This is a genomic window from Nonomuraea sp. NPDC049625, assembly GCF_040675285.1.
In the GTDB taxonomy this organism is placed as follows: Bacteria; Actinomycetota; Actinomycetes; order Streptosporangiales; family Streptosporangiaceae; genus Nonomuraea; species Nonomuraea angiospora_A.
In genome coordinates, this window is sequence record NZ_JBFAOQ010000002.1 from 838747 (window position 1) to 854761 (window position 16015).

General features: G+C 71.6%; 12 protein-coding genes. 5 read left to right on the forward strand and 7 right to left on the reverse strand.

Annotated features, from left to right (window positions below; all coding sequences use genetic code 11):
* Positions 1-5: 5 nt before the first annotated feature.
* Positions 6-3104 (forward strand): cytochrome P450, encoded by a 3099-nt coding sequence (locus AB0J87_RS11290; RefSeq protein ID WP_363964281.1) that lies wholly within the window; start codon positions 6-8, stop codon positions 3102-3104.
* Between the two features lie 498 nt (positions 3105-3602).
* Positions 3603-4232: an amino acid-binding protein gene (locus AB0J87_RS11295; protein WP_350726867.1), complete on the forward strand. Its 630-nt coding sequence runs from the start codon at positions 3603-3605 to the stop codon at positions 4230-4232.
* Here the strand turns inward: AB0J87_RS11295 and AB0J87_RS11300 are convergent.
* Entirely contained in the window at positions 4229-4585 is a 357-nt protein-coding gene (locus tag AB0J87_RS11300; protein WP_363964283.1) for a metalloregulator ArsR/SmtB family transcription factor, read from the reverse strand. The two genes, AB0J87_RS11295 and AB0J87_RS11300, sit on opposite strands and share 4 nt — an antisense overlap.
* Before the next feature lie 49 nt (positions 4586-4634).
* Between AB0J87_RS11300 and AB0J87_RS11305 the strand changes: the two genes are divergently transcribed.
* Positions 4635-5696: a cation diffusion facilitator family transporter gene (locus tag AB0J87_RS11305; RefSeq protein WP_363964285.1), complete on the forward strand. Its 1062-nt coding sequence runs from the start codon at positions 4635-4637 to the stop codon at positions 5694-5696.
* 108 nt (positions 5697-5804) lie between these two features.
* Positions 5805-7016, forward strand: coding sequence for an MFS transporter (locus AB0J87_RS11310; RefSeq protein ID WP_363964287.1), 1212 nt, complete (start codon positions 5805-5807; stop codon positions 7014-7016).
* Here the strand turns inward: AB0J87_RS11310 and AB0J87_RS11315 are convergent.
* From AB0J87_RS11315 to AB0J87_RS11325, 3 genes are read right to left on the reverse strand one after another with little or no spacing between them, the layout of a single operon-like run.
* Positions 7000-7872 carry a PfkB family carbohydrate kinase gene (locus tag AB0J87_RS11315; protein ID WP_363964289.1) on the reverse strand — a complete coding sequence of 291 codons (873 nt, stop codon included), beginning with the start codon at positions 7870-7872 and terminating at the stop codon, positions 7000-7002. The two genes, AB0J87_RS11310 and AB0J87_RS11315, sit on opposite strands and share 17 nt — an antisense overlap.
* A complete protein-coding gene (locus tag AB0J87_RS11320) occupies positions 7869-8894 on the reverse strand; it encodes a LacI family DNA-binding transcriptional regulator (RefSeq protein WP_363964291.1) in 1026 nt (341 codons plus the stop codon). Before AB0J87_RS11320 ends, AB0J87_RS11315 begins: the two co-directional genes overlap by 4 nt.
* A gap of 5 nt (positions 8895-8899) precedes the next feature.
* A complete protein-coding gene (locus tag AB0J87_RS11325; protein ID WP_363964293.1) occupies positions 8900-10360 on the reverse strand; it encodes a glycoside hydrolase family 13 protein in 1461 nt (486 codons plus the stop codon).
* Between the two features lie 229 nt (positions 10361-10589).
* Here AB0J87_RS11325 and AB0J87_RS11330 point away from each other — a divergent pair, with 229 nt between their 5' ends.
* Positions 10590-11876: an ATP-binding cassette domain-containing protein gene (locus AB0J87_RS11330; RefSeq protein ID WP_363964295.1), complete on the forward strand. Its 1287-nt coding sequence runs from the start codon at positions 10590-10592 to the stop codon at positions 11874-11876.
* A gap of 18 nt (positions 11877-11894) precedes the next feature.
* On the opposite strand, the gene AB0J87_RS11335 is transcribed toward AB0J87_RS11330, so the two are convergent.
* From AB0J87_RS11335 to AB0J87_RS11345, 3 genes are all read right to left on the reverse strand, one after another.
* Positions 11895-12611 (reverse strand): helix-turn-helix domain-containing protein, encoded by a 717-nt coding sequence (locus tag AB0J87_RS11335; protein ID WP_363964297.1) that lies wholly within the window; start codon positions 12609-12611, stop codon positions 11895-11897.
* A gap of 34 nt (positions 12612-12645) precedes the next feature.
* Entirely contained in the window at positions 12646-13851 is a 1206-nt protein-coding gene (locus AB0J87_RS11340) for an FAD-dependent monooxygenase (protein ID WP_363964299.1), read from the reverse strand.
* A 67-nt stretch (positions 13852-13918) separates the two neighbouring features.
* Positions 13919-15991, reverse strand: a complete 2073-nt coding sequence (locus tag AB0J87_RS11345; protein WP_363964301.1) for a glycosyltransferase family 39 protein — start codon at positions 15989-15991, stop codon at positions 13919-13921.
* Between the last annotated feature and the right edge of the window lie 24 nt (positions 15992-16015).

A 16015-nucleotide genomic window follows, 5' to 3' on the forward strand; every position in this document is an offset into this window, starting at 1 on the left:
CAATCATGGCGGAGATCCCCGCCCCGCAGGGCCTGCCCATCCTCGGCAACACGCTGCAGATTCCCTCTCACTCGCCGATGGAGCACTTCGCCCAGGTCGCCACCCGTTACGACGAGGGCATCTACCGGCTGGAGATCGTCGGCCGCACGGTCGTGGTGGTGTACGACCCCGACCTGGTCGCCGAGGTGTGCGACGAGAGCCGGTTCGTCAAGCGGATCAAGCCGCCGCTGACGATCGTGCGCGACTTCGCCGGTGACGGGCTGTTCACTGCCGACCCGGACGAGCCGGTGTGGGGGCACGCGCACCGCATCCTGATGCCGGCCTTCAGCCAGCGGGCCATGAAGGCCTACTACGGGCAGATGCTCGAGATCGCCGAGCAGCTCGTCGAGTCGTGGGCCGTCCGCCAGGGGGAGGACCTGCCCGTCGCCGACGACATGACCAGGCTGACCCTGGACACGATCTCGCTCACCGGGTTCGGCTACCGGTTCAACTCCTTCGACTCTCCCGAGCTGCACCCGTTCCTGCAGGCCATGGGCGGCGCGCTCACCGAGGCCATGCTGCGCAACCAGCAGCTGCCGTTCGTCACCAAGCTCAAGCGCGGGCGCGAGGAGGCGTACCGGCGCGACATCGCCACCATGCAGTCGCTGGTGGACGACGTGATCACGCAGCGCCGCGCCGAGGGCGTCACCGGCTCCAAGGACCTGCTCGGCCTCATGCTGGAGGCGTCCGACCCGCAGAGCGGCGCCCGCCTGTCCGACGAGAACATCCGCAACCAGGTCCTCACCTTCCTCATCGCCGGCCACGAGACCACCAGCGGCCTGCTCTCCTTCGCCCTCTACAACCTGCTGCGTGAGCCGCACACCCTGGCCCGCGCCTATGAGGAGGTGGACCGGCTGCTGCCGGGCGACGAGCCGCCCACGTACGAGACGATCATGAAGCTCGACGTCATCGCGCGCGTCCTGGAGGAGACCCTGCGGCACTGGTCGCCGATCCCGGGGTTCAGCGTCAGCGCGGTCGAGGACACCACGATCGGCGGCTACCCCATCGCCAGGGACCAGGGCGTCATCGTGCTGCTGCCGGTGCTGCACCGCAGCCCCAAGGCGTGGGAGCGGCCGGACGAGTTCGACATCGACCGCTGGCTGCCGGAGAACAAGCAGAGCCATCACCCCGGGGCGTACAAGCCGTTCGGCAACGGCGAGCGGGCCTGCATCGGCCGCCAGTTCGCGCTGACCGAGGCCAGGCTGGCGCTGGCGATGATCCTGCGGCGGTTCGCGATCTCCGACCCGAGCGTCTACCGCATGAAGATCAAGCAGACCCTCACCCTCAAGCCCGACGGGTTCACGCTCAGGGTCCGCGAGCGGCGGGCGCACGAGCGGACCGTCGTCGTGGCCCAGGAGGTCGAGGAGAGCGCGCAGCAGGAGATCGCCGTCACCGGCGTGCCGCTCACCGTCGCCTACGGCTCCAACCTCGGCACCAGCTCCGACATCGCCGAACGCCTGGCCGAGCGGGCCGGCCGCGCGGGCTTCGCCACGACGCTGACCTCCCTCGACGACATGACGCCGCCGAGCGAGGGCCTGCTGATCGTGGTCGCCTCCTCCTACAACGGCAAGGCCCCCGACAACGCCCAGCGCTTCGACGCGCTGGAGGCGCTGCCCGATCTGTCCGGGGTCCGGCTGGCCGTGCTGGGCTGCGGGAACACGCAGTGGCCCACGTACCAGGAGTTCCCGAAGCGCGCGTACGAGAAGCTGACGGCCGCCGGAGCGGTGCCGCTGATCGAGCGCGGCGAGGCCGACGCGGACGGCGACTTCGACGGCGACGTGACCGCCTGGACGGCCGGGCTGTGGGCGGCGCTGGCCGAGGAGTACTCGGCCTCCACCGAGAGCGCCGGGCCGCGTTACGAGATGGAGGTGCTCAGCGAGGCCGAGGTCAGGCCCTCGGTCGTCTCCTCGCGCGCGTTCCCGCTGACCGTCGTCTCCAACGAGGAGCTGACCTCCGACCCGACCGGCCTCTGGGACTTCTCGACCGAGGCGCCGCGTCCCGGCGTGCGCTCCATCGTGGCCCGGCTGCCCGAAGGCGTCACCTACTCGGCGGGCGACCACGTGGCCGTCTTCGCCAAGAACGACCCCGAGCTGGTGGAGTGGGCGCTGCGCTGCCTGCGCGTCCCCCGCGACCAGGTGGTACGGCTGCGCGCCGCCGGATCCACCCACCTGCCCGTGGACACGGCGGTCACGGCGGGTCTGCTGCTGACCGAGTTCGCCGAGCTGCAGGAGGTGGCCACCAGGTCGGACCTGGAGGCGCTGGCCGCGCACACCGCCTGCCCCTGGACCAAGGGTCAGCTCGCCGAGCTGACCGCGAACTACGCCGACGAGATCCTCGCCAAGCGCGTCTCCCCGCTCACCCTGCTCGACCGCTTCCCCGCGATCGAGCTGCCGCTGCCGGTGTTCCTGGAGATGGCCGGGCCGATCAAGCCGCGCTACTACTCCGTCTCCTCCTCGCCGCTGGCCGACCCCTCGCTCGTGCGCCTCACCGTCGGCCTCGTCGAGGGCCCGGCCTGGTCCGGCTCGGGCACCTACCAGGGGATGTGCTCGGCCTACCTCGCCGCCCTCAAGGAGGGCGAGGTGTTCTACGGCTACATCCGCGTGCCCGCGCCGCCGTTCCGGCTGCCGGACGACCCGGCCACGCCGGTGATCCTCATCGGCCCCGGCACCGGCTTCGCGCCGCTGCGGGGCTTCATCGAGGAGCGCCTGCTGGCCGGGGCTCCCGGCCGCGCCGCCGTCTTCACCGGCTCCCGCCATCCCCGGCACGACGAGCTGTACGCGGACGACCTGGCCCGCTGGGGCGTGCCCGCGCACGCCGCGTACTCCGCCGTGCCCGGCCATCCGTACCGGTTCGTCCAGGACGCCGTCGCGGCGCACGCCGACGAGGTGTGGGAGCTGCTCTCCCAGGGGGCGTACGTGTACGTCTGCGGTGATGGGCTGCGGATGGCTCCCGCGGTGCGGCAGACGCTGCTGGACATCTACCGGTCACGGACGGGGGAGGACGGGGCGGGGTGGCTGGCCGAGCTGGAGTCCTCCGGCCGCTACCAACAGGACGTCTTCGCCTGAACCCCGCCCCCGCCCGCCCCGCCGCCCCTGCCCGCTCCGCGCTCCGGCGGTTCCGCCACCGCCCGCTCCGCGCTCCCGGCCGGTCGGCCCGCCCCGGCGAGCGCGCTGCGGCGCCACGTCCACCGTGCGGAGATCACGGCGGCTGGTCACGGCGGGTGGCCTCCGCCGCGCCGCGTCGGCGGGACGTGGCGCGGCGGGGCTCGGTGCTCTTGTACGGCGGGTGGCGAGGGCGTATTCAAGGGGGTGAGATCGCGTGTCGTGGGGTTGTGATGGATGGCCGGTGCAGGGCGTGAGACCTCGGTCCGGTGGGCGGTTCGGGGTGGTCGGAGGGGCGGGGGAGGGGCGTACCATGACCTGCGGAAACCTGCGACAGCCCTTTATCGACATTCCGGACTTAACGCTGCATGCTGGGATATAACCGCAGCATGCGCGACATATCCGTGGAACATGCTCGAAACTTTTCCACGGCACTGTGAGAGCCTCTGAAAGGGGGCGGCAATGCTGCTGCGACTGAGGGTGTCGCTGCCGGACCGGCCGGGCGGCCTTGGCCAGGTCGCCAAGTCTCTTGGAGCGCTGGGCGCGGACATCCTGCAGGTCACCGTGCTCGAACGCGAGGCCGGACGGGCCGTGGACGATTTCACTGTTTCCTGGCCTGGGCCGGTGACCGCCTCAGAGGCTCGCGATCGATTGTCGGCCATGCCGGGCGTACGGGTGGAGGGCGTCTGGGCGACCAAGGAGGTGCCGGGCTCGGCGCTGGACTATGACCTTCTCATGCACGTCGTGTCCCAGCCCGCCCGGGGATTCGCCGCGCTGGTGGACGCGCTGCCGGGGCTGTGCGGCGCGGAGTGGTCGGTGGCCCTGGCCGACGGTGCCGTACGGCACGCCTCGCTGGCCGCCCCCGAGAAATTCGAGCTGAACCTGCCGGAACCCCCGCCGCGGGCCGCCACCCTGGACGCCAATGAACTGCGCCTGATGCTGCTGCCGGTGGTGGCGCAGGGGTTGCACCTGGTGGTCGCCAGGGCGGACGGGCCGGTGTTCCACCGCGCCGAGCTGGAGCGCGCCGCCCGCATCGTGGACGTGGTCGCCAAGCTGGCCGCCCGCGCCCGGCCCGGGGCGGCAACCGGCTAGGCGTGGCGGGGCAGGCCGGACACCTCGTGGCCGGCGTGGAACAGGGCCTCCGCTATGAGAGCCCGTACGTGGGAGTCGCGTGCGCTGTAGAGCACGCGACGCCCGTCCCTGCGGGTGTCCACCAGTCCCGCCAGCCGGAGCTTGGCGAGGTGCTGCGACACGGACGGGCGGGGCACGCCGATAGCCTCGGCAAGCGAGTTCACATCCTTCTCGCCCGATGACAGCAACCACATCAGCCTCAGCCGGGTGCCGTCGCTGAGCATGCGGAAGGCGTCCACCGCCGCGTTCACCTGAGCGGGAGTGGGTTGCTCTTGCGACTGGTCGGCACCTGAGACGTTTTCGCGTGCGTACATGACTACATATCCTGGTCAAAAGGGTCGAATTGCGCAAGCGAGGAATGCCATGACTGACCACAGAGGCCATACGCCACACGGACATGGACACGGGCATCTCGGAGAGAGCCGCGGGTGGGTCGCCCGGGTAGGGCACGCTGTCGCGGCGCACAATCCGCTCAGCGCCCACACCCACGACAGCGCCGACAAGACCGATGCCGCCCTGGAGACCAGCAGCCGCGGCATGCGCGTGCTGGCCGTCTCGTTCGGCGTCCTGATGGTCACCGCCGCCGTTCAGGCGGTGATCGTCGTGGCCTCCGGGTCGGTGGCGCTGCTCGGCGACACCCTGCACAACGTGGCCGACGCGCTCACCGCCGTCCCGCTGGCGATCGCGTTCTCGCTCGGCCGCCGCGCCGCCACCCGGCGCTTCACCTACGGGTACGGCAGGGCCGAGGACCTCGCGGGCATCGTCATCGTCCTGCTGATCGCCGCCTCGGCGGCCCTGGCCGGATACGAGGCCGTCACCCGGCTGCTGAACCCCCAGGACCTCCGGGCCGTCGGATGGGTGGCCGGGGCGGCGGTGGTCGGGTTCGCGGGGAACGAGTGGGTGGCCCGCTACCGGATCAGGGTGGGCCGGGAGATCGGCTCGGCCGCCCTGGTGGCCGACGGGCTGCACGCCAGGACCGACGGCTTCACCTCGCTGGCCGTCCTCCTGGGCGCGGGCGGCGCCGCGCTCGGCTTCCCTCTGGCGGACCCGATCGTGGGCCTGCTGATCACGTTCGCCATCTGCTTCGTGCTGCGGGACGCCGCCCGCGAGATCTACCACCGGCTCATGGACGCCGTGGACCCCGCCCTCGTGGACCGCGCCGAGAGCATCCTGGGCGCGGTGGACGGGGTGCACCGCGTCGGCTCCGTACGCCTGCGCTGGATCGGCCACGCCCTGCACGCCGAGGTGGAGATCCTGGTAGATCATGACATGTCGGTGGTGGACGCCCACGCGGTGGCGGTGGAGGCCGAGCACCGGCTCATCCACGAACTCCCGCGCCTGAGAGCCGCCACCGTCCACACCGACCCGCACGGTCCCGCGGGCGCCGACCACCACGCCAGCCTGTCCACCCACCGGCCGGGCTGAGCCCGCCGCCGCGCGTCGGGCGACGGGCCCCGGCCACGGAACCCTCCCTTGACCGCACGCCGACCGTGAGGAACGCTGAAGCGGGAGACGATGCCGGGGGCATTACGCGTGAGGCGTCCATTCATCACCTTGCTGTCCGCCAACGCTCTGTCCGTCACCGGAAACGTGCTCTCCATGCTCGCCGTCCCCTGGTTCGTCCTGGAGACCACGGGAAGCGCCGGGCTCACGGGGCTGGCCGCCTTCGCCACCACGTTCCCCATCGTCATCTCCGCCGCGTTCGGCGCCACGCTGGTGGACTGGCTGGGGTTCCGCGGGGCGAGCGTGGTGTCCGACCTGGTGAGCGGGGTGGTCGTCCTCGCCGTTCCGGCGCTGTTCCTGACGACCGGGCTGTCCTATCCGCTCCTGCTGCTCCTGCTGTTCGTACGGTGGCTGGCCGCCACGCCGGGAGAGACCGCGCGCAAGGCCATGCTGCCCGACCTGTCGGCCCTCGGCCGCGTCCGCATCGAGCACGCTACGGCGGCGTACGACGGCGCCAGCCGCGGCGCGACCATGGTGGGCGCCCCGCTCGCCGGCATCCTGATCCTCTGGGCGGGACCGAGCACGCTCCTCATCGTCGACGGCGTCACCTTCCTCCTGTCGGCGGCGCTCATCGCCGGCGGAGTCCCGCGCATCGAGAACGGCGAACGCGAATCCGGCGGCTACATCCGCGACCTGCGCGACGGCCTGGCCTTCCTCTGGCGCGACCGCCTGCAGATGAGCGCCACCAGCATGATCGTGGTCGTCAACATGCTCGACACGGGCGTGACCCAGGTGCTGCTGGCCCTGTACGCCCGCGACGTGGCAGGCGACCCCCGCGCGTTCGGCCTGCTCACCGGCGCACTCGGGGCGGGCGCCGTGGCGGGGACCATCGTGTACGGGGCCGCCGGCGAACGATTACCCATGAGGCTGACCTACGGAGTGTGCTTCCTCATCGCCGGCGTCCCGCGCGTACTGGTCCTGGCGCTCGGCGCGCCGTTCCCCGTGGCGCTCGCCACGGCCGCGCTGTCCGGGTTCGCGGCCGGCGCGATCAACCCGATCCTCGGCATCCTGCAGTTCGGCCGCATCCCCGCCCCCATGAGAGCGCGGGCGCTCGGCACCATGACGGCCGCCGCGTACGCGGCCATGCCGGCCGGCGGGCTGCTGGCCGGCTCCCTCACCGAGCTGACCAGCTTGCGGACCACGCTCTACGCGTTCACCAGCCTCTACCTGATCACGTCCATCCCGCCGTTCGTCTGCCGGGCCTGGCGGGAGCTGGATCAGTCGTCTACCGCGAAAACGTAGCCAGCAGCGCGGACTTCGTGATCGGGGACTCGTGCGTGCCGGCGACCGTGCACGCGTGCGCCCCGGCTGCCGCGCCCAGCCGTACGCACTCCTCCAGCGACCGGCCGCGCAAGGTGCCGTACAGGAAGCCGGAGACGAACGCGTCGCCCGCGCCGTTGCTGTCGGCCACCGGCCCGGGCAGCGGCGCGGCCGGGAAGGCGCGCACGCCGGAGTCGCGCGTCAGGACGAGGCAGCCGTCGGCCCCGCGCGTGCAGACGACGGTGTGGGCGCGGCCTCGCTCGAGGATGTCGCGCATCGTGGCGGCCGGGTCGGCCAGCGCGGTGGCCGACAGGAACACCAGGTCGGACCGGTAGGCGAAGTCCTTGTGATAGTCGTTGGCGCCGTCCCAGTCGTGCAGGTCGGTGGAGATCGGCGTGCCGTCGAGGTCGGGGTAGACGTGGCGGCAGAAGTCCATGATCGACAGGTGGACGTGCCGGGCGCGCGTGTTCGCGTACAGCTCGCGCGGCAGCCGCTCGTCCGGCGTGGCCTTCGGGTCGTGGAGCGAGGTGCGGCGGCCGTCCGGACCCACGAGCAGGACGCTGCGCCGGGTGCCCGCCGCGGCGGGCCCGAAGGAGCAGTCGACCTCGCGCAGCGCCTGACGGACCAGGGCGCCCTGCGGGTCGTCGCCGATCAGGTCGGCGAAGGCGACGGCGAGCCCGAGCGCGTGGCAGCCCAGCGCCACGCCCGCGCCGGTGTTGCCGATCCGGTCGACGACCGGGGGCACGTGGTAGGTGTCCCGGTACGGCAGCGGCAGCTCCGGCACGTACACCGTCGAATCGACCCCGGCACCGCCGAGAACCAAGATGTCGTGGGTCACCGGTTGACCAGCGGGCCGGAGCCGGTGGAGCCGCGGACGACGAGCTCCGGCTGGAAGATCAGCTCGACGTGCTTGGCGGGGGCGCCGTTCACCTCTTCGAGCAGCGTCTGCACAGCCGCCGACGCCATCGCGCCGATCGGCTTGCGTACGGTGGTCAGCGGCGGGTCGGTGAACGCGATCAGCGGCGAGTCGTCGAACCCCACCACGGACACCTCTCCCGGCACCGACAGCCCCCGCTCCCGGCAGGCGCGGATCGCGCCCAGCGCCATCAGGTCGCTCGCGCACACGATGCCGGTGCAGCCGCGGGTCAGCAGCTGCGCGGCGGCCGCCTGCCCGCCCTCGACGGAGAACAGCGAGTGGGCGATCAGCTCGTCGACGTCGGTCGCGCCGAGCAGCTGCGCCATGGCCTGCTTGTAGCCCTCGATCTTCCTGATCACCGGCACGAACCTGCGCGGCCCCAGCGCGATCCCGATCCGCTCGTGGCCGAGGTCGACCAGGTGCTGCACGGACAGCCGGGCGGCCATGCGGTCGTCGGGCGAGATGAAGGGCGCGTCGATGTGCTCGCTGTAGCCGTCGACCAGCACGATCGGCAGCCCGCGGTCGGTCAGGCGGGTGTAGCGGTCCATGCGGGCGGTGCTGTCGGCATGGAGCCCGGAGATGAACACGATGCCGCTCACCCCGCGGTCGACCAGCAGCTCGGTGAACTCGTCCTCCGGCGCGCCGCCGGGCAGCTGGGTGCACAGGACCGGCGTGTAGCCGTGCTGGGTCAGCGCCTTCTCGATGGCCTGCGCGAACGCGGGGAAGATCGGGTTGTCCAGCTCCGGCGTCACCAGGCCGACCAGCCCGTTGCTGCGCTGGCGCAGCCGCGGCGGGCGCTCGTAGCCCATGAGGTCGAGCGCGGTCATCACCGCCTGGCGGGTGGCGGCCGAGACGCCGGGTTTGCCGTTGAGCACCCTGCTGACCGTGGCCTCACTCACCCCGGCCTGGGCGGCGATGTCGGCTAGGCGAGCGTGACCGTTCATGCCACTCACTTTACTTTCCACCAGGCCGCCGAATCCCCTGCTCCAGGGACATCCGACGCGATCAGGAGCTCCCCGTCGATCCCGAAGTCCACCGGCGTCGCGGTGAGGTTGACGGCACAGACGTACGGCCCCCTGGAGAACACGAGCGTGCCCTCGGGCGACTCGTGCCAGACGAGGTCCCCGCTGAGCCCGCGCCGCAGCCCCAGCGCCTCCCGGTACAGCTCCAGCGTCGAGCCGGGCGTCCCTTCCTGCGCCTCCACGCTCAGCTCGGCCCACTCGGACGGGATCGGCAGCCACGGGTCCTGCCAGCCGGACTCGCGCGTCCACGGCAGCGGGACGCGGCAGCCGTCCCGGCCGCTGTCGGGGTCGCGCAGCCGCTGCGGGTCCTGGCACACCTCCTCCGGCAGGTCGAGCACCTCGGGCAGGCCCAGCTCCTCGCCCTGGTAGACGTAGACCGAGCCGGGCAGCGCGAGCGTCAGCAGCGCGGCCGCGCGGGCCCTGGCCAGGCCGCCGTAGCGGGTGACGTGCCGCTTGACGTCGTGGTTCGACAGCACCCAGGTGGTCGGGGCGCCCACGGAGCCGGCCGTGGCGAGCGAGGAGTCGATCACCGCCCTGAGCTCGGCGGCGTCCCACGGGGTGAACAGGTAGTGGAAGTTGAACGCCTGGTGCAGCTCGTCCGGGCGGACGTACATCGCCAGCCGCTCGGCCGTCGGCGCCCACGCCTCGGCCACGCCGATGCGCTGGCCGGGATAGGAGTCGAGCACGCGCCGCCACGCGCGGTGGATGTCGTGCACGCCGTCGTTGTCGAAGTACGGCACCGGCTCCTTGCCGATCAGCGTGGTCTGGTTCGGGTGGCCGATGTCGGGCAGGTCGCGCGGCTTGACCATGCCGTGCGCCACGTCCACGCGGAAGCCGTCCACGCCCAGGTCGAGCCAGAACCGCAGGATCGACTCGAACTCGCCGCGCACCTCGTCGTTGTCCCAGTTGAGGTCCGGCTGCGCGGGGTCGAACAGGTGCAGGTACCACTGCCCGTCCTCGACCCGCGTCCACGCCGGGCCGCCGAAGATCGACTCCCAGTCGTTCGGCCGGTCGCGGAAGATGTAACGATCGCGGTGCTCGCCGCGCAACGCCTCCTGGAACCAGGGGTGGGCCGAGGAGGTGTGGTTGGGGACGATGTCCACGATCACCCGCAGGCCGAGGTCGTGCGCCTCGTCGATGAGCGCCTTGGCGTCCGCGAGCGATCCGAACAGCGGGTCGACGTCCCGGTAGTCCGCGACGTCGTACCCGAAGTCGGCCATGGGGGAGGTGTAGAAGGGCGTCAGCCAGATGGCGTCGACGCCGAGCCCGGCCAGGTAGGGCAGGCGATCGCGAACGCCGATCAGGTCACCCACGCCGTCGCCGTCTCCGTCGGCGAAGCTACGCACGTACACCTGGTAAATCGCGGCGTCTCGCCACCATGCGGTCATAGTCTCCCCCTGACGGTCTCGACTATGAAATCCCTTGCCGCAAGTTTACGCAAGCCCTTACATACCCCTCCAATCCGGAAATTTCGGCGTAAGAACCCACAAAGCCCTCGACCGAAACGCCTGCGCAGGAGATTCTTTATGTCAAGGGTGGACATCTAGCGTTAAGGCGCGATGTACTACCTCTTCAATCAGCCCCGTCACAGGTGACACGTGCGCAAGGTGTGGGCCCATGAGCTCGGTCGTTCTCGACAAAGTGTCCAAGGTGTATCCGGGCGACTACCTCGCAGTCGACCGGTTGAGCCTGCGGGCTGAGGACGGCGAGTTCCTCGTCCTCCTCGGACCCTCCGGCTGCGGCAAGTCCACGCTGCTCCGCATGATCGCGGGACTGGAGGAGATCACCGAGGGTGACCTGTGGCTGGACGGCGAGATCGCCAACCATCTGGCCCCGCGCGATCGTGACGTCGCCATGGTGTTCCAGAACGGCGCGCTGTATCCGCACCGGACGGTGCGCGGGAACATCGCCTTTCCCTTGGAGATCGCCAAGTCGGACCCGGCGATGGTGCGCGAGCGGGTGACCGAACTGTCGAAGGCCTTACACATCGACGAGACGCTGGACCGCCGCCCCGGCACGCTCTCCGGCGGCCAGCGGCAGCGTGTGGCCATGGGGCGGGCCATCGTCCGGCAGCCGAAGCTGTTCCTCATGGACGAGCCGCTGTCGAACCTGGACGCGGGCATGCGTACCGAGCTGCGCATGGAGATCTCGGCGCTGGTCAGGTCGCTCGGCGTCACCACGATCTACGTGACGCACGACCAGGTGGAGGCGCTGACGCTCGCCGACCGGATCGCCATCCTGAACCGAGGGGTGCTCCAGGACGTCGGCACCCCCTCCCAGATTTACAACGATCCAGCCACCGCGTTCGTGGCGGCGTTCCTCAACTCCCAGCAGTTGAACCTGTTGTCGGCCACTGTCAGGACGCCGCAGAACCAGTACGTCATGCTCGATTTCGGCCCGCACCAGCTCACGATGCCGTGGAGCGATCCGAGGGCGTACGCGATCTCGCAGCACACCGGCGGGCAGGTGCTGGTGGGCATGCGCCCGGACGGGCTGGCCCCGGTGCAGGAGTCGTACGACGGGCCGTCGTTCTTCGGGCGGGTGCGGGCGCTGGAGTACCACGGGCACGAGTGGCTTGCGTACCTGGCGTGCGGGGTGCCCGCCGTACCGGTGCCGGAGCCGCCGGACCCGCGCCAGCGGAGCAACGGGAACAAGAGCGGCCCGGGGAAGCTGTCGGGGCTGGTACGGCGGATCTTCTCCTCCCAGCGGGAGGAGGAGCACCAGGAGCAGGAGCAGGTCGGCCAGCACCCGAACAGCGGCATCCACCGCCGCTCCGACCTGATCGTCCGCCTGGGCAACCGCCCCGTCTGGCGCACGGGCGACGCCGCCAAGGTCGCGATCGACCTCTCCCGCATCATGATCTTCACCCTCGACGGCGCCCGCATCGACCCCCCGCGCCGATAGCCGGCGCCGCGCCGCGGTTCACTGCTGGAGGGTCTGGCTGCGTTCGATGAGGTCCAGCATGCCTTTCTGGATCTGGCGCAGGAAGGCGAGGACCTCGTCGGCGGCCGCGGCGACGGCCGAGTCGGCGGGGGCGACGGCGGGTTCGAGCAGCCGGGCCACGGTGTCGGCGAGGACTTGGTCGGGATCGACGCCGAGGGCGGCGGTGGCCGGGTCGGACAGCGCGGCGCCGAACCCCGTGAGCACGGCGTGCACGGCGTAGGTCAGCTCGGGCAGGGGCCGGTCGTGGCGGATCAGCCCGTGGCGGTGATGGATCGGCATGCCCGCCTCGCACAGGGCGCCGGGTGTGGTGCGGGCGAACAACTCGCGGTCGCCGGCCTGCTGGGTGAGCAGCCGCAGCAGATCGGCGTCGCCGCTCTGCACCCGGCGTGCCAGCGGGAACTTCAGCCCGGTGCGGACCAGCAGCGGGGCCAGGCGGTGCGGCAGCACGGTGGCGGGGTCGGCGCTGACGCGGCTGGTGATCTCGTCCAGGAAGGCCAGCAGTTCGCGGGCGAACAGCCCGAGGATGAGGTCCTCTTTGGCGGGCCAGTACAGGTAGACGGTGCCCTTGCCGACCCCCGCCGCGCGGGCGATCTCGCTGACCGTCACCTTGTGCACGCCGTGATCGAGCACCAGCTCCCGCGCGCTGTCCAGGATGCGGGCGGCTTTGCGCGAGTGGCGCTCGATCAGCTGGCTCACGTGGGCTGTCCTCTGCTTTCGGGCTGGGGTCGGGTCACACGGCGGCGACGTCGAAGGTCTTGTTCTTCATGTCCGGGCCGTTCATTATCTTGCCCATGGCCGGCCCGATGACCGGCGTGCGCATGAGGCGCAGCATCGCGCCGCGCATGACCAGTTCCTTGCGGTCGTGCGGCGTGAAGATCCTGCGCATGATCAGCGCGCTGTCCTGCTCGGTCTGGATGAAGGGCCGCATCCGGGCCTCCCAGGCGCGCAGCGCGCCGGGCAGGTCGCCGGGGTGGCGCTGCACCATGGTGCCCAGCAGCTCGCCTCCGGCGATGCCGCTGGAGGCGCCCATGCCCGCGTACAGGGTCACGCACCAGGCGGCGTCGCCGACCAGGACCACCCGGCCGTGGTGCCAGCGCGGCATCTTCACCTGGTTCACCGAGTCGAACAGGGACTCCGGAGCCTGCTCGAACGCCGTGAACAACTTCTCCAGGAGCGGTCCGGCGGGCTGCGGCCCGAACGCGGCGCGGATGGACTCGATCGGCGGGCGGGCGAACTCGGCGTCGATGTCGTCGGTGCGGTAGGAGAACAGCAGGCCCGGCGGGTGGTCGGAGAAGGGGAAGATCCACGCTGAGCGTCCCGGCTCGGCCAGGGTCAGGCCCTGCCCCTGGCCGAGGCCCTCGATCGGCCGGTCCAGCACGGTGGCGCCGATCATGTAGTTCAGCGGGCGCAGGTGCTCCTCGGGGCCGAAGGCCAGCCTGCGTACGGTCGAGCGCATCCCGTCGGCGCCCACCACCAGGTCGAAGCGCTCGGTGACGGTGGCGCCGGAGGCGGTGTCGCGCAGGGTGACCTCCGCCGCGGAGTCGTCCTGGGCGATGTGGGTGGGCACGGTGGAATAGCGGATCTCCACGTCGGCCGGCAGCGCGGAGAACAGCGCCCGCTCGATGTCCCCGCGCAGCACCACCCGTGGCTTGCCTGGCAGGTTGGCCAGGCTCATGCCGGCGGTGTGGCGACCGGCCCGGTTCACCTCGTAGGGGGGAAGCCGCGGAGTGCGGTCGCCGATCGCCTCCAGCGCGCCCAGCCGCTGAGCGGAGGCGAGACCGGTGCCGAACAGCAGGATGAAGTACCCGCCCGAGCGGCGGGCCGGGGCCCGCTCCACCAGCACCGGCTCCCAGCCGACCTGCCGCAGGCGCAGCGCGGTGGCGATGCCCGCGATCCCGAGCCCCACCACCAGCGCACGCCCGACTGCGTCCTTCATTGCCGACTCCCTTTCTGTCGTGTCACCACGACCCTAATAGACAAACTGACCAGATCGGTTCTGTTGGTCAGTTTTTCGGGACGCAGTCGTAGAGGGTGAGGCCGCCGGTCGCAGGACTTCCTCCATAGGCGGCGGCGGGGACTTCGGCGCAGTTCGCCTTGATCCATTGCGAGCGGCTCGTGCTCGACCCGCCCATCATGGAGCCGAAGCCGGACCCCAGTACGAAGCGCAGCTGTCCGGAACCCGTCCAGTCCTTCAGCTGCCGGACGGTCGGGGCGTCGTCGATGCCGATGAAGCCGCCCATGCCGATCACGGTGGCGTCGCTGCCGAGGATGAACGTGGAGGCGAACGTGGCGCCACCCTCGACGGCGAGCTTGATCCGGGCGGAGCCGGAGTTCTTGACGGCATGGTCGAGGATCTTGCGCTGGTCGGAGGTGAGCTCGGCGCCGCCGCCGGGAAAGCCTCCCGGGAAGCCGCCCGCGAGTCCGGATGGCATGTCGCCCGGGCTCCCGCCGGGAAAGCCTTCGGGAAGTTCCATGCCTGGCGGGAGTTCCATGCCTTCCGGGAGTTCCATGCCTGGCGGGAGCTGCATCCCTCCCGGGAGTTCGCGCCCGCCCGGAGCCGGGCCGGCTCCGCCACCGCCGCCGAAGGGCATGGCCGGCGGCCCCGCGGTGGGGTTGGCGCCGCCCAGCGCCGACGTGGTGCCGGGAACGCTGATCGCCCAGGCCGCGGGCGCCGCCAGCACCGCCAGGACCGCCACGCCGAGGGCGGCGGGCAGCAGCCGACGCCGGCCGGCGGACAGCAGGAGCAGGACGACCGCCGCCAGCCCGGCCGCACCCACAGGCCACACCAGCCAGCCGTTCCAGAACGGGGCCCGCCCGATCACGGCACAGGCCCAGGCCGCGGTCACAGCGACGGCCCCGGCCCCCAGCGGGAGCGCCCAGCGCGCCCCCGCCCGATGGGCGCGGGCCAGCGCCGTGACGAAGCCCGCGGTGAGGGCGGCGATGGCGGGGGCCAGCTGCGTCGTGTAGTACGGGTGGAAGATCCCCTGCTGCGTGGCGAACACCACGCCGCAGACCACCAGCCAGGTGCCCCACAGCACCCATCCGGCCGCGGCGAGCGGCTCACCGGGCATCGCGACCCCGCGCCGGCGCAGTACGGCGACGGCCAGGGCCAGCGGCAGCGCCACCCCGCACAACGGCAGCAGCCAGCTGATCTGCCCGCCGACCTGCTCGTTGAAGAGCCGCCCCGGACCGGCCGCACCGCCGAAGGAGATGCCGAAGCCGCCCGGGACGCCGCCGCTCCCGCCGCCGAGGACCCGGCCGAGGCCGTTGTAGCCGATGACCAGGTCCCAGGCGCTCCCGTCGGTGCTGCCGCCGACGTACGGACGGTTCCCCGGCCAGAGCGCGACCATCGCGATCCACCACAGGGAGGACACGGCGAGGACCGCGCCCCCGGCCAGCAGCCTGGCCAGCCGGCCGAGCCAGGGGCCGCGCGCGCCGACCAGCCAGGCCGCCGCGAAGGCGGGGATCACCATCCAGGCGGCCAGCATCTTCGTCAGGAAGCCGAGGCCGATCAGGAACCCGGCGGCGCACAACCAGCGCAGGGCGGCCCGGCCGGAATCCGTCCGCAGCGCCCGGGTCAGCGCGTACGCCGCCGCCACCAGCGTCAGCACCAGCAGGGTGTCAGGGTTGTTGTCACGGTTGATCGCCACCGTGATCGGGGTCAGGGTGAGGACCAGCGCGGCCAGCAGCCCCGCCGCCTCGCCCGCCCACAGGCGTACGGTGCGGTGCAGGAGGAACACCGTGGCGACGCCTTCCAGCACCTGGGGCAGGATCATCGCCCAGCCGTGCAGGCCGAAGAGCTTGGTGCTGAGGACCTGCGGCCACAGCGCCGCCGGCGGCTTGTCGACGGTGATCACACCCGCCGGGTCGTAGGCGCCGAACAAGAAGTTCGTCCAGCTCTGGCCCATCGACTTCACGGCGGCGGAGTAGTAGCCGTTGCCCCAGCCGAGGGAGCCGAGGGCCCAGCCGTACAGGCCGGTGGCCAGGAGCAGGATCGCCGCCAGCGCGGCCGGGGCCGCCCAGCCGGGCAGGCGACGGCCGGCGGCACGCGGCGGCAGTTCGGTGATGTCGGTCATCTGTGCTTCTTCTTCTCCGAAGAC